This is a genomic window from Sphingobium sp. DC-2, assembly GCF_000722555.1.
Taxonomy (GTDB): Bacteria; Pseudomonadota; Alphaproteobacteria; order Sphingomonadales; family Sphingomonadaceae; genus Sphingobium; species Sphingobium quisquiliarum.
This window is the reverse complement of sequence record NZ_JNAC01000001.1, coordinates 128213-150328: the sequence shown is the minus strand read 5'-3', so window position 1 is coordinate 150328 and position 22116 is coordinate 128213. Positions and strand designations below refer to the sequence as shown.

At 58.3% G+C, this 22116-nt stretch carries 16 protein-coding genes; 14 read left to right on the top strand and 2 right to left on the bottom strand.

All coding sequences use genetic code 11. From position 1 onward, the window contains the following. On the bottom strand, positions 1–1185 hold a 1185-nt coding region (locus ET21_RS0100755; RefSeq protein ID WP_202807103.1), incomplete at its 3' end, for a hypothetical protein. Continuing rightward, positions 1182–3827, bottom strand: coding sequence for an ATP-dependent RecD-like DNA helicase (locus tag ET21_RS0100750; RefSeq protein ID WP_081856548.1), 2646 nt, complete (start codon positions 3825–3827; stop codon positions 1182–1184). The genes ET21_RS0100750 and ET21_RS0100755, both read right to left, overlap by 4 nt. A gap of 266 nt (positions 3828–4093) precedes the next feature. Between ET21_RS0100750 and ET21_RS28120 the strand changes: the two genes are divergently transcribed. From ET21_RS28120 to ET21_RS0100650, 14 genes are all read left to right on the top strand, one after another. Continuing rightward, positions 4094–5395 carry a hypothetical protein gene (locus ET21_RS28120; protein WP_193378954.1) on the top strand — a complete coding sequence of 434 codons (1302 nt, stop codon included), beginning with the start codon at positions 4094–4096 and terminating at the stop codon, positions 5393–5395. Positions 5396–5619: 224 nt separating this feature from the next. Beyond that, on the top strand, positions 5620–10500 hold the full coding sequence (locus ET21_RS0100720; protein WP_156028971.1) for an AAA domain-containing protein: 4881 nt from the start codon (positions 5620–5622) through the stop codon (positions 10498–10500). Further along, positions 10497–12374, top strand: coding sequence for a PIN domain-containing protein (locus ET21_RS26830; RefSeq protein ID WP_081856545.1), 1878 nt, complete (start codon positions 10497–10499; stop codon positions 12372–12374). Before ET21_RS0100720 ends, ET21_RS26830 begins: the two co-directional genes overlap by 4 nt. Then, positions 12374–13567, top strand: coding sequence for a hypothetical protein (locus tag ET21_RS26330; RefSeq protein ID WP_030538191.1), 1194 nt, complete (start codon positions 12374–12376; stop codon positions 13565–13567). Before ET21_RS26830 ends, ET21_RS26330 begins: the two co-directional genes overlap by 1 nt. Further along, positions 13564–15405: an AAA family ATPase gene (locus ET21_RS0100695; RefSeq protein WP_081856544.1), complete on the top strand. Its 1842-nt coding sequence runs from the start codon at positions 13564–13566 to the stop codon at positions 15403–15405. Before ET21_RS26330 ends, ET21_RS0100695 begins: the two co-directional genes overlap by 4 nt. Next, positions 15402–15983, top strand: coding sequence for a 4Fe-4S single cluster domain-containing protein (locus tag ET21_RS0100690; RefSeq protein WP_030538189.1), 582 nt, complete (start codon positions 15402–15404; stop codon positions 15981–15983). Before ET21_RS0100695 ends, ET21_RS0100690 begins: the two co-directional genes overlap by 4 nt. A 425-nt stretch (positions 15984–16408) precedes the next feature. After that, on the top strand, positions 16409–17104 hold the full coding sequence (locus ET21_RS0100685) for a hypothetical protein (RefSeq protein ID WP_013846896.1): 696 nt from the start codon (positions 16409–16411) through the stop codon (positions 17102–17104). Between the two features lie 75 nt (positions 17105–17179). Further along, a complete protein-coding gene (locus ET21_RS0100680) occupies positions 17180–17827 on the top strand; it encodes a hypothetical protein (RefSeq protein ID WP_013846895.1) in 648 nt (215 codons plus the stop codon). An 11-nt stretch (positions 17828–17838) separates the two neighbouring features. Further along, the gene (locus ET21_RS0100675; RefSeq protein ID WP_013846894.1) at positions 17839–18300 is read left to right on the top strand and encodes a hypothetical protein; all 462 of its coding nucleotides are present in this window, start codon (positions 17839–17841) and stop codon (positions 18298–18300) included. Positions 18301–18343: 43 nt separating this feature from the next. Beyond that, on the top strand, positions 18344–19105 hold the full coding sequence (locus tag ET21_RS28115) for a hypothetical protein (protein ID WP_013846893.1): 762 nt from the start codon (positions 18344–18346) through the stop codon (positions 19103–19105). Between the two features lie 167 nt (positions 19106–19272). Then, complete coding sequence (locus ET21_RS0100665) at positions 19273–19467, top strand: hypothetical protein (protein WP_013846892.1); 195 nt, start codon at positions 19273–19275, stop codon at positions 19465–19467. Between the two features lie 131 nt (positions 19468–19598). After that, positions 19599–21080 (top strand): DUF3560 domain-containing protein, encoded by a 1482-nt coding sequence (locus ET21_RS0100660; RefSeq protein ID WP_013846891.1) that lies wholly within the window; start codon positions 19599–19601, stop codon positions 21078–21080. Beyond that, positions 21077–21595 (top strand): hypothetical protein, encoded by a 519-nt coding sequence (locus ET21_RS28110; RefSeq protein WP_013846890.1) that lies wholly within the window; start codon positions 21077–21079, stop codon positions 21593–21595. Before ET21_RS0100660 ends, ET21_RS28110 begins: the two co-directional genes overlap by 4 nt. Positions 21596–21597: 2 nt before the next feature. After that, positions 21598–22038 carry a hypothetical protein gene (locus ET21_RS0100650; protein ID WP_013846889.1) on the top strand — a complete coding sequence of 147 codons (441 nt, stop codon included), beginning with the start codon at positions 21598–21600 and terminating at the stop codon, positions 22036–22038. Positions 22039–22116: the final 78 nt, after the last annotated feature.

Below are 22116 nucleotides of genomic sequence, written 5' to 3'. Positions count from 1 at the left end.
CCGGATCGCAAGAGCATGAAAATACGTCGGATAATTTCGAATCAGGCTCTTAGCCTCGCCGGGGAATCGCTCAGCCAATAACTTGGCGAACTTGATCCGCACCTTGCCCGTGAAACCATCATCATTCGAACACGTAAGCGCCTTAGCATAGCAGGACAGGCGCATTTCCTTGTCGCGCTGAAGGTCGCCTAGGATGTCCCAGGTCCAAAATTCGCTGGCCTTCTTTCTTGCGAAATCGACGGCCCATTTGAGCGCTTCGGCGGATTCTCCCAGACCCTCCAGAAGCTTCACCATCCGATATTTGAGAAAGATGTTCTCGGGGAAACGGTCGATTGCGCTTTCGAGATGAGGGCGGATGAATTGCATGTCCGTCCTGTTGCCGTTCGATGCCGCTTCCCTGGATGCCAGCGAGATTACCTTTTCTGCGAGTGAGGGAAGCTCTTTGCCCTCCGGCGTTTTGAAGGATTCGAAGTCAGAGCCTTGAAGATTTTCAAGATCCCAAATGCGTGTGAACGGAACAAGCTTCAGATGCCCGTCCCCAGCCAGCTTATGCGCCTGCTGGAGAATGCCACTGTGCAGTTTTGGAGAATCCGAGATGCCAAGGTCCAGGTAGGCTTTCAGGTGCCTTCGAATTCGGCCGACCTGTCGCTCATCAAGTTTGCCGGATGCGTCTGGTTTCAATCCCGCACGGTTGGCGTGCCATAATTCCCATCCATAGGACACCTTTAGGTCGCCATCGAGGCGTCCCTGATGGGCCAGTTCGGCATAGATTCTGATCGCATCCTCATGCCGCTTTTCCCAAGCCAAACGCTTAGCTTCACGAATGGCCTGTTGGGTTGCGCGTCCCTCTGCAGTTAGGGAGCCGATCACGCGTTGCCGATGGGCGGTCAGGAGTTCGTCTGACGATGGAACTTCAAGGGCCAGCAGTTCGTCCGAATAGCGCTTCAGTTCCGCACGATTCCCATCGCCCGAGTAGCGCTTGACGAGGTCGATCAAACACCAGCCCAAGGCACCAATGATGTATCGATCGGAAGGGCTTTCGACGAAAAGGCTTTTGGCTTTGCCGTAAGCTTCATCGAGCTGTCCGCTCTTTCGGAGTGCCGTGATTTCCTGCGATGGGTTTGCAGTGCCACTTTTCCCGAAAGTTGAAGATCCAAACCCCGAATTGATGCTTCGACGGATCAAAGGACCATCCCCGTGATGACCTCGAGTGCGTCGCGCAGGAGCGCGCTACTGCTAACCTGCCCCACCGGCATACATTTTGTGAGCCTGTTCTTCCCGTCATAAAATACGTCGATGACGGTGATGTCTTGGCCGCGCTGGCATGTGTAGCGCTGGCTCCAAGGCTGCTCTTTCAAGTTCGAAACTCGAATGTCTCGCTGTCCGAGGGCGGGCACCAGTCGCTCGTGAAATTCAATGAGGAAGGGCCTTGTCGGCATACCCAGCTCCTCCGGCTGCATTGCATCCGGTAAAGGGGCATTCCCGACGAGTGACTGCAACAGGCGGGCCACCTCACTTCCAAATGGCGACTGCTGGGCCGGCGTGACCCGGCTCACCTTCAACTTGCCATTATATCCGATGTTTGCGCGGACAGCTTCCTCGCCGCGTCGTAGGTAGTAGGCTTCTTGCCACTGATTGTGGGCAACATCCTCGATCTCGATTTGAGTCCGGTCCAGGAGGCCACGTATCTGAGCTAGCAGGTCATGCTGGAATTTCTCCAGGCCGGTGAAGTCTGGCATGGTGGCTTGGATTGTGACCTGGGGCGCATTGACGAGGTACAGTTGGTCACTCGACCGCGTCATCGCCGTGTAGAGCCACCGGAAATAGTCGGGGTTCCGAGGATCCTTCGCACCAGGACAGATTACGATCACATTCTTCCATTCTCCGCCCTGCGCCTTATGGCAGGTGACCGCATATCCGAACTTTGCCCGGACCGCATTGAAGTAGGAATCGTTACGAAGGGCTCGCGCTAACGCTGACCGATCACCCTTCCGCAGGTCAGGATGCCGCATCAGGAAGTCGACGTAGAGGGCACGCTGCTGATCGGACGAAATATTCGACTGACCATCATGCAGAAGGTTGTCCAACACCTTCACGGTTTCGAACGCTTCAGTCCCGTCGGCTAGAGGGATCGCAATCTCCATGTCGCGGAACGATAGTTGGACTTCGACCTTCTCGGTTTTCCCAGTATCGCTGTGCCGTTTGCTTAGCGTCACGGTTCGGATTTCAATCCCATGCGCTGCCGACGAAACCCTTACGAATTCGCCGTTCGCCAGAAAGCGCTCGTTCAACATGGTGTTGGCCGTGATGAGCAAGCGGTCGCCTGCAGTGACCATCTGCCGGTCCGGGAACAGCTGGTGATGAACCTCGCGGTTCAGTTCTGCCGCTTCGCGGTTGGTCTTTGCTATAATGATAGGAAGTTCGGCCCCATCGTCCTTGGCAAGGGTCATATAGAGCGGCACGACTTCATCTGCCGTGACCCGGTGCACATCGTCCGCAAATTCGATGCTGAGGCCGCTGAAGACCCCTGTTTCCAGGTTCCGCCTGATCGGCGCTACGTTGCGTAGGACGCCACTCTCAGATTTTTGCCGCACCACCTCGGTCAGCCGATATTCGGACGTCTTGAGGCCGAACTGCTTGGAAAAATACTCCGCATCCAGTGCTGGCGTCTTGGCCATCCCCACGGGGTTGAGCTGAGCGGGATCCCCGAGGAAGATGATCTTCCGGTCGTTGGCGCTGTTGCCGAAATCTGCGTAACTTATCAGGTCCTGCAGAAGATAACCGGAACCCGATCGATAGAAGTCCGACTCCGAATACATGTCGCTGATGAGCGATGCCTCGTCGACTATGTAGACGGTGCTAGCGGTATCTCGGTTATTCGCGACAAGGGCATGAACCTTAAAGGTCTCAGTGCCGATATCCTCACTCTCGTCCTTGTACTCTTGGACATTTCGGTAGTCGTATATCAGCGCATGGAGCGTACTCGCTTGGCGCTCCGATTTCTCCCCAATCACCTTGGCGGCCCGCCCTGTTGGCGCAGCCACGCGGATGGCACGGCCTTGAGTCGAGAGGTATTCGATCAGACCACAGGCCAGGAACGTCTTGCCGGTACCAGCATCACCTTTGAGCAAGAATATCCGCTCATCAGGATCCGCGAGAAAGCCTTCGAGCGCTTGCAGGCATTGTTGTTGATCGGCGTTGAGAGGGTCGGTGAAAGCTTCTTCGATTGATATCTTGGTGCGCAGCTGGCGCGCTGCTGGCTCCACGAGAGCCATAGCTTTAGCGACTTCGTCGCGAATACGCCGAATGCGCTCGGGTGGAAACTGAAGCACATTGCTCTGTCCGGTCGGCGTTACCAGTTCTTCAATGGGCAGCTCATCAGCGGACACTTTCGTCGGCTGAGAAGTCGATTGTGGAGCCGTGCCATACGGGCGGATAAACCATTCGACGTCCGGCTTCAGCAGCCGGCAGAACCAGCAGCCTAACGACCAAGCATCGACTACGAGGTCTTGCGCCTGTTGTACGCTGACCTTCTTGCTGTGAGCGCCACGGTTGCCGATCTTTCGGATGGTATGGAACTTGGCACTGCGACGGTTGTCGAGAATGCCCGCCCGTTCAAGCAGCAACAGGCGGTCCAGAAGCTTGTCTTCATGATGGAGTGGAAGATCGAGGTGATCAAACAGTTCTTCCACCATGGATTCGACAAATCCACGGAGACGAATGGCCGATACTTGAGGATCCTCTGCGGCTGACGCCTCAGCCTTTCTTGCTAAATCATACAAATCTGGCCAAAACTGCGAAAGATATTGAAAATTGTCGATCGGCACTCACTGACCTTTCGGGTCTATTTTAGATCAAAGTTCTCGCAACGTGACCAGCATGTGGCATGGGCAGCGCCTTGATCCCAGCATTGTCCCTAAAATTTGTCAGATATCAATCATCTGGCTGTTCCTGCCGTCGTAAGGCTAAAATGTTAAATTCGTCACGATCCTGGCGCTAAATCGCCGAACTTAACGAACTTCGACCGCTCAAGCAGCTCCTCAGGCATCGCGATCCAATCGCAGCGCTGTGCATTGCGTCTGATGTTGACTTCATGCCGGAAGAAAAGAAGCTCGGCACCATGCAAAGTGAACCGACCATCCGCCGCCTGCATGTCCCGGTATTGCGACCCGAAGACGTGATCCATCACCTCGCATCGCCAACGCATTGGCAGCCAGGTCGTTCTGCCAAATCGGTGGCTGATCTCTGGTTTTCTGCGAACGGGCTTCCGCCTTCAGTGAAATCGGCTCTGGATCATGACCCCGCGTTCAACGGAGCCACATTGGTCGATGCGTTTTTTGAGCGTCCGGTCGACCTTGGTGATGGTCAGCGACCGAGCCAGACCGATCTCATGGCGATCCTTCGTCTTGATGGGCGTCTTGGCGTTTTGGCCGTCGAGGCGAAAGTGGACGAGACTTTCGGCCCAACAGTCCAGGAGTGGCTTTCAGACGCAAAAGGGGATGCGACCGCACGCCCGGCACGCCTGGAACGGCTATGCCGAATTCTCGATCTCGATCCGGCGACGGTCGGGACAATCCGATACCAACTCATCCACCGCACGGCCTCCGCAGTCATCGAAGCCCAACGCTATTGCGCGCGTGATGCAGCGATGATCGTTCAGAGCTTTTGCCCGAAGCGCTCGTGGTTTGACGATTACCGGGCCTTTGCCGAGGTCATGGGTTTCCCAGAAGCGCCAGTCAGCGCAATCGGCCCTGTAAAGTTCTGCGACGGCGTTGCACTGCGGATCGGATGGGTAGCGGAGCCAACCGATGGTGCGGTCAAGCGGCTCGGAACGGCACGGACCGTGCCTTCGCTCACGGAATTAGGCCGGGTACAGCTGTCGAAATCCTTCTTCATGCGTGACATGCTCTATTCGGAAGTTGCCATGATCCATGGGCTCAACAACGCGCCCGATGACCCAGAATTGGCCATCAAGGCCGGCAAGCGGCTGTGCGAGGAACTGCTCGAACCGCTGCAGGATCACTGGGGGCGGATCGCCATCCGCTCGGCCTACCGCTCGTGCGAGGTGAACGGCTTCTGCAACGAGATGCAGCGCAAGAAGAAGGCCGGCTACACCTGCGCGTCCAACGAGAGCAACTACGCCGGGCATATCTGGGATCGTCTTGACGCCGACGGCCGCATGGGAGCGATGGCCTGTGTCGTCGTTCCGAGTTTCTGGGCGAAACATCAGGAGCCCGGTGATTGGCGGATCCTTGCGCGATGGGTGCACGAGAACCTGCCCTATTCGACCCTGTATTTCTTTCCGACCTACTGGGCGTTCAACATCAGCTGGCATGAGCGGCCCGAACGGACGATCAAGAGCTATGCGGAGCCGGCAGGCCTATTCACTCCGTAAAACGGACATCCGATTTGGCGGCGTGCAAACCAGCGATCGAATCCGCAGACCCTGCAAACCGGGCGTTGAACGCGATCCTGCGAGATTTGGCGAGACATGATGGAACGCTACAGGAACGATTTTTCCCAGCCTATTCGTAAGCCGCGGTTGCTCAATGAGTTTTCAAGCTGAATTTATCGATTTAACGGTATGCAGCACAGGTGCAAAGCGCGAAGGCGAATACGTTGATCGAAAAGTCCTGCAGTTCTTCAACGACTCGGTTTTCCGAAGGGATTGAAAGCCTGCTGGCTGACCATGTTCGGCCCATGTTCCGCGCAGACGAAGTTGCGCTGCAATCGATTGGGCGAAGATCGGAAGATGTCCGAAAAGATGCTCAATTAGCTGCATCCAAGCTGCATCAACATGCCAATTTCAGGCTTAGCAGGCTGCAAAATTTCTTGGAGCGGGCAGTCAGTGTAAGTGACCAGCTTGCTGCCAGCGTTCGACAACTCACCGACGAGCGTGACGCCCTTCGATCCCTCATTGAACGGGGCAAAGCGCATCAATGGTCTGAAGCGGAATTGGCGACGGCGAAGGCTCATGCTGACGGGGCTCAGACCGATGCTGCCAAGGAGATTAAAAAGGGCAAAGATCAGATTGATGTCCTGCTGAAGCGCAGTGACGAGCTTGCTCAGGAACAACAGGCCATTGCGACAAGCAAGTGCGATAGCGAGGCTCTATTTTCGTCTCTTACTGCAGGGCTGGAGCCACAACCCTATCGAGATGCGCTTGACCGGGAAATTGACGTTCGCGAAATCGAATTTCTGAAAATGTCGCAAGAGCTGCAGCGCTCGTTGGCAGAGCAGCGTGATTTGCGGTCGGCCGCCGCAGGAAAGCTCTCGCTGCTGAACGCGGAACTCAGCGAGGCGCGCGCACGCGCCTCGCAGCTAGCGTCGGCGGAGGGGCTGGGCTGGCTTGCTCGCCGACTGAATCCATTGAACCTTTTTTCGCGTAGCGAAGACGAAATCGGGAGAGACCTGAAGGCAGAGCAGGACAGATTGAGTGCTGCCAAGAAGAAGATTGCCGGTCTCGATCTCCAGCTTGCTGAACACAGTCGTGGGCATGAAGATCAGCTTGCATCGCTCCCCCATGCTGTACGCCAAAAACTGGCGGACAATGCCTTGCAGGAATCAAACAAGGCCGCGGCACAACTCTCCGAAATCGAACGAATGTCTGCGGAGATTTCGACCAATCTCACCGCGCAGCGAGCCGATATCTCCGTCAGGGAAGCGCGCTACGACGATGAGCAACGGCGGCTAATTCGCGCCCACTTCGACGATAAGCTCAAAGAGGCTCAGCAGACCCTCGAAGGCATCGAGGCAAGCGTCGCTACGTCAACCTCCCAACATCTTCGCGCCCGACGCAGGGAAGAGCGCCTGCAATGCTTGCTCGAAAGGCGACGCGCCGAGCTGGAAGAAGATCGCCTTGCCTGCTCACGCCAAGAAAATGCGCAACTGGAAAGCCTTGAGGCCGAGGCGCACAGATGGCGTGTTCGACTTCAGGATCGCGCACCGCGTGCGGCTATGGTTTTTGACCCGACAACTTCGTCGTTCCGGGAAAAGGAAGCCTTCGGGAATGCAACGGAGAAGGGCCACATAGCCTATCGACGAACCAGCGAAGAGCCCCGGGCTCTAGCTTCGTTGCCGGTCCTGCTCCAGCGGCGCTTACAGACCGGCTACGTGAGCAGGGACGATGAAAGATTGGCTTCAGTCCTTGCGTCACATTTCGAAGTAGAAGAGCCGGCCGAGGAAGAGCGGGCGCACTTTATTGACATTTTCTGTGACAAATTTTTTGGCGATGACGGAGAGGAACGCGGGTTCTTTGTGTCCGTCGTCTCAGAAGAGAAGCGAGGCACCGTCGTACTTTTCCGACCTGCGAAGGTCCTTCCCCAACTGAAAAGTGCGCTGCCGGACGCAATGTCGATCTGCGTCTTGTGCCGCCTCGCATATGACGAGGAAAGAACGCCGAGCAACACCACGTTGTATCTCCTGGACGCCGCTCTTGTCCCCGATTGCGAGCCCCGCCCGTTTGAGCGCGCCATTGCCCTGATCCGGCATACATCGAGAAACAGGCTTCCGGTAGCAGCGCACCCTCTGGAAGAACTTCTGGGTCAAGCCGCGTCTCCAGCACCAGTCTTGCTGACCGAGCTCGAAGATCGCCTTCGTGACTGGGAGGGATATCTGGACTGGGCCGATGAACAGATCCTTCGGCGGGCGCCCTCGGCCATGCTTGGTCCGGGAGAGTGGAAGGATCGTATTTGGGAGGGGGTCATCTTCTGCGAGACAAAGCAGGTCGCACGCATGCTCACATCCGTGCCGAAGTTTGCCGGCTCGCAGCCGCGTATGGAACTTTTCCGGTGGGACGCTCACGAACGGTTGGGTATCGGCGCAGGCAGTTTTCGTTGCGACAGTGTCGAAGTCGTCGACGAGAACCCAACGATCGATATCTCAAGGCATTGTCACTGGCCAAGTGGCGCAGCAAGATCTGTTCGCATTGTCCTGAGGGCCAGAGATGCGGCCGGTCTAGGGGAGCTCCCTGACGATGCATCTTTCGGATTGCGCAATATGTCGGAAGCGGCTGGCGCTCGCACGCAGATTACACGATACCGAGATGCGCTGAGGCAGCTTCAGGTCCTCGCGCCTGGAGGCAAGCATAGAAGCCGGTTGGCCGCCGCGCCTTACCTGATGGCGTCGATTTTTAACGTTTCGCATGCGCCCAAGCCGATGGAAAAATCAGGCCGATTTCTGAATGCGGACATTGCTGACCTCTACCGCCTTAACGAAGATCAGGGTCGTGCGGTGGAGGTCATGCTTGCGGCTCCTGAAATTGCCTACATCCAGGGACCGCCCGGCACTGGGAAAACGACGATGATTGCGGCTGCGTGCGCGCATTTCGTCAGGTCCGGACAGCGGGTACTTATCGCCTCGCAGACCAATCTCGCGGTTGAGAATGCGCTTGAGCGATTGATCGAAGATCCTGAGGCTCGCCCACTCTGGCTGAGCAGGATTGAGGGAGACCAGAAGAAGTCTTCAGCGATAGGCGACTGGTATCGTTTGGCCGCAGATCACGTGGAAGCTGCAGTCCGTGATCCCTTTGTCAGTCTGGCGGACGACGTTGGGCATTGGCAGATTTGGCTGGAACGTGCCCGGAAGCTTGAGCGTGATCGAGCCAGCATTGAACCAGACCTCCAGTGCCGCGAGCGCGAATTGTGCGAAGCACAAGAGCAGCTCAACGAACTTCTTCGTCGTCAAGAGCGCGAGTTTGAGAGCGACGCACGCGGGAAATGGTGGGGGATGGCGCATGATGCCTTGGCTCATGCCTCAGACTGGGATGCATCGCTTTTTTCGCCTGCTCTCGCTCCCGATGCTGCCAATCTCCTCAAGTTGTTGGCGGCACATGATGGGAAAGCGCCGCGCCTTGATGTTTCGGCAGGAGCACTTCATCGCCAGGTGCAAGAGAAGGTTCGCGCACTCCAGCCTCAAGTGAATTCTGGAGATGCTCAGCGCGCGGACGAAGTCCTGCAGATTAGGAGCGCGATCGTTGCCGACTGGCCGGATTTAACATCGCCAAGTCGACCAGATCGAGGAGGGCAAGAGGAGAATTCAGTGACTGCCGCGCAAGCCGAGACCCAAGTCCGGCGAGCGCAGCAGTCGTTGGGCGATGCGCAAGAGCGTGCAACCGCGGTTGGAGAAATGGTTGAAAAGCTGCTGTCGGAAATCGAAGGGTTTCTGATCCAAAGCCAAATACCAAGCGAACTCTCCGCTGCCATTGACGCTGTTCAATATCATGCCGACTTGCAGGCGGTTCGCCTCAACGATGTCGATCCGCTCAGGGCGTGGTTGCCGCTACTCGATCAATGGGCGCAAGACGCTAAAAAGCAGGCGGCAAATCCGTCTTCCACCGACCGAATGGGGGAGCGATATATCCGCCATGCCAATGTCATTGGCATCACTTGCAATTCCGACTTCAGCATCTTGTCGGAAGCCGGGTTCACGCGCTTTGACGTGGTGATCATCGATGAGGTGAGCAAGGCGACACCTCTTGAGCTGCTGCGGCCAATGCTGCTGGCGCCTAAGACGATTCTTGTGGGGGATCATCGCCAGCTTCCTCCAACGTTTGATTTCGCAAACATCGGACAATCAGACAAATCGCCGACCGATGATGAGGATTCTGAGGCGCTTGAGCGCGAAGCTGACCTGCTGCGCAAATACGAGCGGCTGACGACGGCTTCGCTGTTCCGCGATGGCTTCGCCGAGATCGATCCGAAGTCCAGGGCCGCGTTGCATACCCAATATCGTATGCACCCGCAGATCATGGCGCTGGTCAACCGTTTCTACGACGGCCGGTTGGAATCCGGATTGGTCGACCCAGATGGATTGGATGAAACTGCCGAGTGGTCCTGGCGAACGCATGGTCTCACTCTCAACTCACGGACGGGGGGGCACTATCTGTCCCCGCACCAGCATGCACTCTGGATTGACAGTTCAGAGGATGACGCGGGCAAGCCGGCCTATGAAGAAAGTGAAAGCGGCGGCATCGGGAACCAACTTGAAGCGCGGCTTGTCGCCCAACTCGTCGCGGACATTGTGGATGCCTGCGCTAGGGAGCAACGCAAAAAGACCATCGCAGTCGCGACCTTCTACAATCGCCAGAAGCGCCTGATTCAGGCAAGCCTTCGGGAAAAGCTCGGCCCGCGCTTTCAAGAGCAACGGATCGACGTCGAGACCGTGGATCGGTTTCAGGGCAAGGAAGCAGATATCGTCATCGTCAGCATGGTACGAAACCGTTCTCCGCAAAAAGGCCGATTGGGGCGTAATTCAAACCCCGCGAAGTTCGAACGGATCAATGTGGCATTCTCCCGCGCTCGGGACCTTCTGGTGGTTGTCGGCGCGCGACAGACATTCGAGAGGTTCGAGGTCGCGATCGAGCCGGTCGATGGTGGCGCGCCGCAACGAACGCGGGTCTACGGCCAGATCATCGACGATATCAGGGATGCAGGTGGGCTCTGGCGAGCGCAGGACATCCTGGGGCCACGGACGCGCCGATCCGGGGATCGCCCTGCATGAGGCTTGGCTCAATTTCTGTGTTCTTTCCGGTCCTGCACGTTCAGGCGGAGGCATCGTATCGCCTCCTACCGGAATTAACGCCTCTGCATAGGGCTTTGGAAGCTGCTGTGCGGGAGTTTCATCGTGGCGGAAATGCGCTGGCCTCTGTGCCCATTTCTGAGCTTTTTCGTCTGCTCTACGGCGTGTCTGGCGCTCGAGAAATCCTGCCCGATGTATTGGAGGACTTGATCGAACGCGGCCGGGTCCATCAGATTCGAAGGGTTGGGGTCGAGCCAGCCTCGCTGCGGATCATTGATCTCGCTCCAGGGCGAGGTGCGGGGGATAACGCGCTCCAAAACGCGTCATCGACGATAGACCACAACGCGGCCCAGACCCGCAAAATCGCACGGTTCTTTGATCCGGTTCTGGAAGAAATCGTCGATGCAGCCACTCTAGTACCCGATGGGAACGAGGCGCGCGATTTCTGCGTCCCGGCCGAGCCTTTCCTGGCGCATTTGCCCACGCATTGGGTCGAGCGCGAACTCAGAAGCGAATTGCGCGACGATGTGCAGCTCTACTCCGCGGCCCCTAGACTGCTTGGCCACGGCTGGCGGCGCTTGACGGCAGAACTCGTCATCAAAGACGGTGAAATTTCCGTCGAATGCGGTGATCCCCGGCAGACCGACTATCTGCGTGGGCTCAGCCAGCGCGTTCGAGGCGCATGGCTTCTGTCGAGCAGTCCCAACTCATCTTTCGATTGGTCTTCACACGGAGGCGAACGCCTTTCGGTTGACCTTGAATTGTCGGACAATCTGAGCGGTCTGGTTTTGACACGGGAGCTTCCTACTCACGCGCTAGCCGGGCTCGCCTTGCCGCCATCAGTTGTCCATGTCATTCTTGATGCAGCAGGCGAGATCTCGGAACCGTCGCTCGTTGAAGGCACCGCGGAGCAGCAAGCTCGACTAGTCGCGTACCCGCGTTCAGATGATCCAGGCATTTCGGGAATTTTTTCTGCTCATGAGGGCCAAGAATATTTGCGCCTACCAGTCACATGGAATGGCTTACATGCAGATATCGGTGTTTACCGGTCCGCTCCCGGTTTCGCACAGGCCGGGTCGCCCTGGAGCGATGTGGTCGAAGCGCTTGAAACCGAATGCCAGTTTTCGGACTCTCCAGAGATCGCCATTCTGCCAGCGTTCTGGCTCGATCCGGCAGAATTCTGGCGCAGATTGGATGAACGCGTATCCAGCCCGTTGGATGAGACGCAATGGAAGATCGGGATCGTCAACGCTCTGGAAGGCCTTCCGCCCTCCATTCTTGCGACGCTGCGAGAGAGACTACCTAGCGATGAGCGATTGGGACGTCTCCGCGCGACTTATCCGGGATTGGCAGAACTGTTCCCGTCCTCACACGCCATGATTTCAGGGCATGCAGCTGGCAGTAGAGATATCGCGCCAGTCCCGCCTTCGTGCACGAGGGTAATCGCCTTTGATACGTCGTCGTTCATCGAAAATGGCGAACTCGTTGCAAGCCTCCGACCGACAGATTTCCTGGTGAACCCACAAGTTGTAGCTGCCGAAGTCGAGCGGAAAAAGACGGACAGCGCGGCGTTTCGTATCGCCAGTCGCAGCAATCTGCGCGCCATTGATGAATTGCCGCGAGAACGCTGGACAGCTCCATTTTCTGATCGCAGTTTGCTCGCTCCGGGAGACAATCGGAATAATGATGGGGCGATTATTGCCGCCCTGATCCCATACCGACAGCAAGGCTATGAAGTCGTCCTCGTGAGCGAAGACCACGACTTCCTGCTGCGTTGCAAACCTTATGGCATTCACTGGATGAACGCGAAGAGCTTTCTCAGCGCATCCAGGAGCCGCAAATCGGGGGTGAAATAATGAGCTATGTCGCGGATCGACGGTGGTCGATCGAGGCTCGCCAACGCAGGCAAATGTATCTCGATCGAGTGAGGAACACGACGGAGGCCTTTGCTGCAAAAAACCGGGAGCGTCTTGATGCTCTGAGGGCGCAGGAATTGGATATCTACATTGCAGGCGATTATGCCGCGTGTCGAGATCTGCTCGATCGCGTCGAATACCTGTTGTTGCAAGACCCAGAAGCCGCGCGAGATGAGAATAAGCGCCTGTCCGCCATGATGCGGTCAATCGGCTCGCGGGCGCGTGAAAATCGTCGCACTGCGCGGGTGGCCGAGAGGGACGCTACTGAGGCGGCATTGCAAGCTGAACGCGACGCCGCACGAGACCGAATGGCATTTGAACGCGATGCTCGCGCGGAGGCGATAATTCGCGAGCAGGCTGTACGTGAGGACTTGCTCGCCATGATCCACCAAGCACGCCTGTCATTGGCCGGACCGGTCGAGCAAGATCTCTGCCAGCCAGACCTGATGGCACTGCGCCAGGAAATTGAGCGGAGTGAGATCAATCTTCAAGAGCTGGATCAAATCCAGAGCAATCTTAAGCACCGCCTCGAGGCGGTGACGACAAGCGCCAGAACGAAGGCCGAAGCGCTGCAGCTTGCCGAGCAACGCGATGAGGCGCAGCACGACATGGAAGCAGTCTTGGAAGACGCGCTGGCTGTGTTCTCACAACTGCACGACGATGCGGCATTGGCTGAGATCCGGCAATTGCAGCCTCGGGTGATTGGCGGTCAGATGGACATGCAACATCTGGATGACCACCTTTCAGCGATCCGCCAGGCGGCCGATGATCGCGCCCTACAGGAAGCTGCGCGAAGGCATGTAGTCATCGGACTACTACGCGAGCTGCGCAGTGCCGGGTTCGTCATCTCCGAGCCAAAGCTGGAAGGCGGAGAAGCTGGTGCCGTGGTGATCAAGGCACAGCGTCCTTCAGGTGCGCAGGCGGCATTCCGAGTGAAGCTGGATGAGATGAGCTATAAATTTGACCACTATCAGGGGCAGGCCTGCCTCGAGGACGCAGATAAGGTTTTGCCCAAGTTGCAGGACATTTACGGCATTGAACTCGGAGAGGAGAGCATCTCCTGGAAAAATCCAGACATGATTGGAAAATCGGAAAGGCGCTTGCCCGATAGCGCAGGGGGGCGCAGCAAATGAGCACGGTGCACCGTCCGGTTTGGTTGCGCAGCCTCGAAACCCACGCGGGGTTGGTCCCATGCATTGTCGTCCACGGCGAAGTCCATGATCTGCGGAGAAATCCATGGACTATGGAATATCAGCGTGTGCCGCTGCTGGTCGCCGATACTCTTCGGGAAGGCGCGTTCGAAACGGTCATCGAGTGGGACCCCGTGTCAGGGATTGGTGGCCGCGATGCGGCGAAATGGGGGGGGCTTGCAAGCGCCGTCGGACCCGCTGAATCGCAAGGCTCGGCCTATGCGATTGCCCCGGATGAGCATTTCGACAGTGGACCACAATCGACCCGCGTAACCACCGAGGACTTCGTTGCGGTTATGCTGGCAGCAATGGTCGATCGCACAGATCGGCCAACAGCGTTCGTCGTCAATCTGGCAAATTTTGCGTTCTTCTCGGGTCAGCAGCCCTCTCAGGCAGAGCGCGATATCTTGGCCCGGCTTGCCAAGGCGATCATCGGACGGGCTGACACGGAGGCGACGGGAACAGCCAACTTGCTGGTGCTCGTTTCGCCGAACGCGCAGGCTCTCCCGCTTTCAAATTTGCCTGGCCCAGCCCATATCCGCGAAGTCGTCGTTCCTTTGCCTGATCGAGAAGAACGATTGACGCTGCTCGGCGATCGGCTCCACGGATGGAAACTGAAAAATCAGCCCAAACCTGGGCAGGTGGCCTACGAGGATCTCGTCGATGCACTCGACGGGATGTCGTTTCAGGATCTTCTCAATATTGAAGAATTGTCCCGCAAGTCCGCGGCAACCGAAGAATTGTCTGCCGAGCAGCTGCTAAGTTTGTATCGCCATGGCATTCAAACAAGTGCGTGGGAGGCACTAAATCGCGAGAAGCTCATCGCGATGCCGGAAATGCTTGCGGAGCGAGTCAAGGGCCAGTCGCACGCCATCGATAAGGTCACGGCGGTTACGATACGCGCCTTTACAGGGCTAGCAGGGCTGCAACATTCCAAGCGTCAGCGCATGCCCAAAGGGACTCTCTTCTTTGTAGGGCCGACCGGTGTCGGCAAGACGGAATTAGCCAAGGCCCTCGCCGAATTTCTGTTCGGCGATGAAGAAGCCTTCATTCGCTTCGACATGTCCGAATTCAATCATGAGCACAGCGATCAGCGGTTGATTGGCGCACCGCCGGGCTACGTCGGTTACGAGGAAGGCGGACAGCTCACCAATGCGATCCGCAAGCGCCCGTTTTGCGTACTTCTCTTCGATGAAATCGAAAAAGCCCACGTACGGATACTCGATAAGTTTCTGCAGATTCTCGAGGACGGCCGTCTCACGGATGGCCGTGGACAAACGGTCAGTTTTTCCGAGGCGATCATCATCTTTACCTCGAATATAGGCGCGGCCGAGATTGATCCAACAGCTAGCGATGAGGAAACCCGAGCCGCCTTCAAACGCAGGGTGCGAGACCATTTTGTCCGCGAGATGGGGCGACCAGAACTCTTGAACCGCATCGGCGACAATATCGTCGCTTTCAACTTCGTCCGCGATAAGGGCTTCTTGGTCGAGATACTGCGTAGCAAGATTGGCCCCCTCAGAGCCCAGTTGCAGGACAAGTACGGCATTCGGACAGTTCGGATCGCGAATGAACGCGCGTTTTTGGAAAGCGTCGCTGGCGAAATCGATGCAACGATGGGCGGGCGCGGTGCAATAACAGCACTGACGAAATGGCTGATCGATCCGGTGTCGCATTTCCTGTTCACCGAGGTCGCAGATCGGAGCATCTGTATCGGTAAGGCCCTCGTCATAACTCAGGATCCGGACGGATCGGTACGCGTATCCCTCGAGGCGGAATGACCTGCTTTCTCAACATCGCGAAGCGGATCCCGTTCACATCGGTCGAGGGGCCAGGCTTACGCTACGCACTTTGGGTGCAGGGGTGCGATATCGACTGTCCCGAATGCTGCAATCAAGAGCTGCTACCCTTTGTGCGCCGGCAGGTCATTTCATCGTCCGAGATTATCGCCGAGATTGAGCAGGCACGCGCAATCCATGCGATTGAAGGCGTGACCTTCCTGGGCGGTGAGCCAGCGTACCAAGCAAAGGCCCTCGCCGAGATAGCCCAGTCCTGTCAATTGCAGGGCCTTTCGGTAATGGTCTTCACAGGATTCCGATTGGATCAGCTTCGTCGACGTGCCCTTCCAGGGGTAGAGCAATTGCTGTCACACGCAGACATTGTTGTCGACGGACCATTCGTTGCTGGCAAACTCGATAGGCAGCGAAACTGGGTGGGATCAGAGAACCAGCGATTTCACTATCTATCTCAGCGTTACGATCCGTCGATCGAAACATCGGAACGGGATCGTCCAGCGGTAGAGGTCCGCGTTGCGCTGGATGGTCAACTGGAGGTCAATGGCTTTCCGCTCATAAGCTGATGGGGCTGAAGGCTTGGCAACGCTTAAGATGGCTACAAAGAACGTTCCATGAACGAATTTTTGCGGTCCTTTCGGTCCCTTTCTCATGAGAAGTTTCTGCTTTTGTTCACGGCGGAGAAATGGCGGAAATCAGCCATTTTTGCGAGTTTAGAGTCCTCGAAGAAGACTCGAACCACTAAATCACATTGATTTGCGGGCCTTTCTGCGGGCCTTTACGAAAAACCACATCAGCTATGTTGCTGTTATAGCACGTAAACCATAATTCGATGCGAGTCCTCTTCTGAGCCTGGCATTGCGACAATGAAATCGAGAAGACCATCGGCATGCCCAAGCCGCTGATGTCCCCCGGCGTTGCGGATCCCGCGACCACGACCGGGCGCGATCTCCGCGCAATTATTCAATCACCCATGAAGAAGGAGATTGTGATGAAAGATCATCCGCGATCCATGCACCTCGATTTGCTGGCGCGCGCCAGGGCTGCGCTGGCCTCCCATGCCGAAGGGGACGCCGACATTGCGGAGATCATCGCCGACCTCGATACCGCAATTTTATCGATCGACCGGGCGCCCGTGGCCTGGTCCATTCCCGTCTATCTCGCCACGATCGGGCATGGCCACGGAACCACCAATGTCGTCGCGGTCAGTTATCGAGGGCTGCAGGTGCAGGTCGCGACCTTCTGCCGCTCACAATGGGGCGAAATCAACGACAGCCGCGATCCGGGGTCCCTCGACGATGCCATGGTGATACGCGACTATTTCAACCTCCATCCCGAAGACCAGCTGACCAGCCGCATGGAATGGATCGATCCCGACTTCGGCTATGATCCCGAACGCCTCGAGATCGGGAACTATATCGCCTTGTCCTCCAGCCATATATCATGGCCGACGACGGAAAAGATCGACGAATGGATTACACTCGATCCGTGCCACCGTCCCGTCAGCATAGCCGATACCCATTATGGCTGGGTCATAGCCACGGCTCCGTCCTCGTTCGGGGATAAATCGGAAATACCGGCTGATCTCTTCCATGCGCTGACATTCGCGCGAGGACTGGGCTGCAACTACCTGATCCTGGACCGTGATGCTTCCACGACCGATCGGCTCCCCTGTTACGAATGGTGACGGTCTGATCGAGGGGGAGGGGGGAGAGATTGAGGCGGGCGTGTGGATGCGCCCAGGCCCCAGGAGTAGAACCTCATGTCCTATGACGCCGCGTTTCGCTTTCAACAGGCGCTCGACCCTTCCGCGCTGACCACGCTTGCCGGAGGGCTGAACGTCCTGATCCAGGCAATCGACGAGTGCCATCGCAACCAGGTCGATGCGGAGTGCGATCCGGCGGTTCTGCTGCTGGCGCGTCATCTCGGCAACATTGCGACCGAGAACCGTCCGTCCCAGGCCGAGTTGCGCCGTGCTTGCGTCGAAGCCGTCGGCGCTGTCGAACGCACGCCGATCCTGGTGACGCTGGCGCGACGCGGCGTCGACTATGACAGCGACGCGAAGGCCATTTTTCACAAACAGGGCCGCAAGGCGATGACGCGGCTCGCCAAGGCGCTCGGTCTCGAACGCGGGCAATTCGAGTTGCGTTCCAACATGGCGGGTATCGCCTGCTCGGGCGAAATTACGATTCATGCCGCTCATCTCTATATCCAGTTCGATCTGGGCTGCATGGGACCGGGCTACGAGGTCATGTTCCGCACCTGCTCGGGGACCAAGGACTATGTCGGTGGCCGCAACCATTTCGCTTCCGTAGCGGAACTGATCGAGCCTGCCAGGCTCGCTGAACGTATCCGCCGCGATCTCGATCTTCCCCAACCGGACGCCGCTGCGACCCGGCTCTTCGCCTGAGGACAGTCACCATGGAAATCATCGTCACCCGTTCCCGCATCGCGGGGACGCTGCCGCACTATGCCTATCGCGCGCTGGTCCCCGCCGACAAGGTCACGGCCGAACGCCGGGCACTGACCGGCACGGTTGCCGGGCCACAACATGTCGGGCGTCTCCCATGCGTCCGTATCGCACCGTTGCTGGCGCCCGACCGCTATTTCACGATGGCGCATGCCGAGCGAGCGGAGTTCGCCTCCGGCATTGCCGCCCTCGGGCGCCGGATCGAAACCTTGATCATCCAGGCCAGCTTCCCGGAGATGACCGCGGCCTTCACACCCATCGTCTTCCAGCTCGACTCCGATCCCGGCGATGCCTTCACCTGGATCGACATCGACGACCTGACGTCCGCTTTCGATCGTCTCGAGCCGAAATACGGCAACCTCACCGCCTTCGATCTCGGCCTTCGTCAGGACGCTGGCCGCTGCGCCGCCTGATGCGCGCACCGATCCCGCATCCACATTACCCGGAGAATTCGACATGGATATTTTCGTCGCCAACGGAACGCACTTCTCAGCACCGTCGAAGATCGCGAGCTATCACGCCAGCGAACACGAAGCACAGATCGCCGCGACCGATATGGTGAACCAGCTCCGCGCCGACCTCGATGCCGAGGGCTTGCCGCCAGTCGATACGAGCAGCTGGCAATTGGGGCTGGTCGGCGTGCAATTCCGCCACCTCACCGCACAGAGCATCGAAATTGCCGACATAGACCCCGATGATCTCGCCGAAACCGCAGGCTTCAATGTGTGGATCGAAAAGGCCGAACTCCAGGGGATATCGGTTCTCGCACTTAACGATCGGCAACTCTCGACCGTGCTTGCCGCGTTGCGCGACCACCAGCGACGCCACTGTGGGTCCGATCCTGACATTGCCAGCAATCTCGGCCGACACGAACCACTGAACCCGGACGAGATCGAGGATCTTTGCATGCGGATCAATGGCGCCGAGCAGCTCCCTCTCGAAGCCAATATCGTCATCACGCTTGATGGCGGTCTTGTTCAGGGTGTCGTCGCCGACCGGCCGATCACGGTGCGCATTGTCGATTACGATGTCGAGGGCGCCGATCCCGACGGCCTCCTCATGGTCCCACAGGACAATGGCGATCCCGTCTCCGCATCCGTCAGCTGTTGGGCAGTTGAGGGCGCCTGCATTGATCCGGAATGGATAGCCCGCCTCGATGCAGCCAATGCTGCGGACCACCGAGCCACGAAGCAGATGACGGCGGAATGCCTGCCATGAGCGTTAGCGGAAACCCGCGGTGAATGAGGTCGGCGTCGAATTCGCCTGAAATGGCGGTTGAGCCGGCCACCTAGAAATCCTGGTGCGACTGGTCGGACGCGCCGGATCGCATGACCCCTTGCGGGTCGTTTCCGACCGCAGCCCTCTACAATCTGGAGAATTTCTGCATGACCACTTCCGATATCGATACCGCAACCGCAGAGCAGCTCGCTCCGGTTGCCTATGCCGCCATTCAGCGTCTCGGTCAGCTCGGCCGCACGGGCGCTGTCGCGCTCGCCGCCCTGGTCGAAGATGACGACGCCGATTTCGAGGAGGGGGCCTCCTGGATTGGCGATCTCGCCGCCGGAGACCTGCGCGAATAGCTCCCCGACACCGACATTCCTTGTTTTCCATGAAGCCCGGCCATCGCGCCGGGCTTCATGATTCCGGGGAACACAGATGCACCGCTTCGCCCCGAAATCTGATGACCGCGGGGCCCTCGAAAGGACGATCGATGATCAGCTTTACCGCAACCTATAGTCCAGAGGACAACAAGATCCGCATTTACGCGTCATCGCGCCTCGATGCGGAAACCTATGCACAGGTCAAGGAGGCCGGATTCAAATGGGCTCCGAAGCAGGAGCTTTTCGTCGCTCCCAGGTGGACTCCGCAACGCGAGGACCTGGCCATCAAACTGGCTGGCGAGATCGAGGCGGAAGAGATGACCCTGGCCGAGCGCGCCGCGATGAAAGCTGAACGGCTCGAAGATCTTGCAGACAAGCGCCATGCGCAATCCAACGCCTTCGCACGCCGCGCAGACGAACTGTCGCAGGCCTTCTATATGGGCCAGCCGATCCTGGTCGGCCATCATAGCGAACGTGGGGCGCGCAAGACCCAGGAACGCATGCACTCGGCCATGACGGCGTCCGTAAAGGCGGAAAAAGCGGCAGGCTACTGGCTCGGCCGCGCCAGCAGCGCCGAGCATTACGCCAGCAGGAAGAATGACCCGCGCGTCCGCGCCAACCGGATCAAGACTTTGCTGGCAGAGCTGCGAGACTTTCAGCGCGGCATCAATAGAGCCCATACGGCACTGGCGATCTGGGACGAAATCACGACCGACGAACAGATCCGCGACGCGCTCCGCAACAGGGATTCCCGTGAACTCTGGTCGGGCTATGATCTCTACTACAAGGTCGACAAGGGCGAGATCGCGCCCGGCGACGCACGGCAACAGTGCATCGACGGGGCAATGGTCACCGTCAATGGCCCCAACCGCCGCCGCTGGATCGAGCACATCCTGCACCGGCTCGCGTTCGAGCGTTCCATGCTGGGCGATGTGCCTCGCTATGATGGCGAGTTCACCCCGGTCATCATCCAGGCCTTTGCCCGCGAGCATGGCGCCGAAAGCCCCAAATGCACCGTGATCGCTGCGGGCCGTTTCCGGCTCGAAAGCCCGGTTCCGCTTCCGGCGCATATCGCGTCGGCATCCTCTCTTGAACTGAACCAGGATGACTGGCGCGACCTGATGCAGGCTTGCGGCTACACCGTGCCGGAGAGAAAGGCTCGCCGGGCGGGTAAGCCGGGCACAGTACCGCTGATCAATCCATCGCGCGAGCAGGCCGAACAACTTCAGGAGATATGGAACCTGCGCATGATCGCAGCCCGCAAGGGCAAGCAAAGTGCTGCCAAGCCCAACGAAGTCCGTGAGACGGAGCAGGCCTTTTATTCGGCTAATTCAAAGGGCGACTATGACGTGTTCAAAACGGTGGAGATAGCTGCCGACGGTCGCCCCGTGCGAATGAAATGGCAGGGGCATGAGCGCGTGCGGTCCGGCGAGCCTGTCGCCCGCATCCGTATCGCTGGGCTCGGCCTCCAAATGTACCAGCCGGACGCCGTCGTCGTCATCACCGACAAACCGGGCAAGCCGTTGCCGATCGACCTCGACGCTCTGGAAGCCGATGCCCGCCATGCCGCGGCCGAGGAGGCCGCAGCATGAAAACCGGCGTCTCTTCCCGGCCCGCAGAGCCATCACGGATTGCGGTCCAGCCGCGCAGCGTTTTCGCACAGGCTGAGATCGTGCCCGCTGCGGAAACCCAACGCCGCGTCATGCCGACGGCCAGTGTCGAATCCGCTCTTGAGACCGCTGCCTGCCTCTGGGAGGCTGTGCTGACATTGCGCGATCATCCCAGTTCAGACCCGGGCGCCATCGCCTTGGCGCTGGCCATCTGCGGAACCTGCAATGCGGTCGGCACAGCTGACCTGCGGTTGACAGTCGTGGGTTGGACCAGCGCGGTCGAGGCGGCGTGGAGCGTGGTTGCCGACAGTTACGATCTGTCTTTCGATTGGGATTACGTGCCAGGCTGGATCATCGATCATATCGACTGGTCCGATCCTGCTCATCCCACGATCAGGCCGGAACCCGTGCCGAAAGATCCCGATCGTGCTCCGACCGACGAACCAGTCACCGCCCAGCCGCCCGCATGGCGGCCGTCTGCCGACGAGGGGAACTGATCATGGGGCGCTCGGTATCCTATCCCAGCGGAGCGCATGTCGCGTTCGCACAGTGGGACGCGGGCTGGATCGAGGACGATGACGATCCTGACACCCGCCATTTCGATGAACTTGCCGCACAGGACGATTGGGACTTCATCGTCGCGGATTTTCGAGAGCAGGTGCTCGCACTCTATCCTTCGGCATGGTCCCATGACGGCTGGATCGACCGTGAAGACCGGATTGTCGCCATGAACGGCTATGCCCGCTTCGGCATTTCGGAATATTGTGGCTGCATCGCATACTGGGTGGTTTTGCGGAACGACATCGACGCCGGCCGGGAAGGGCTGGCAGAACAATGGTTCGACCGGATCGGGCCAAAATTCGAGCAGCGGTTCGCGACGCTTGTCCGTCTGGGCAGCTTCTCCAACGGAGAGTCCGTCTATCGGCGCATCGCCGCCTGACTGCCCGGTCAGCCGATCCCATTTTCGCCCATTCCTCGATCGCAGGATTCCGTCGACTTCCCGCGTCTCGACCGCGCA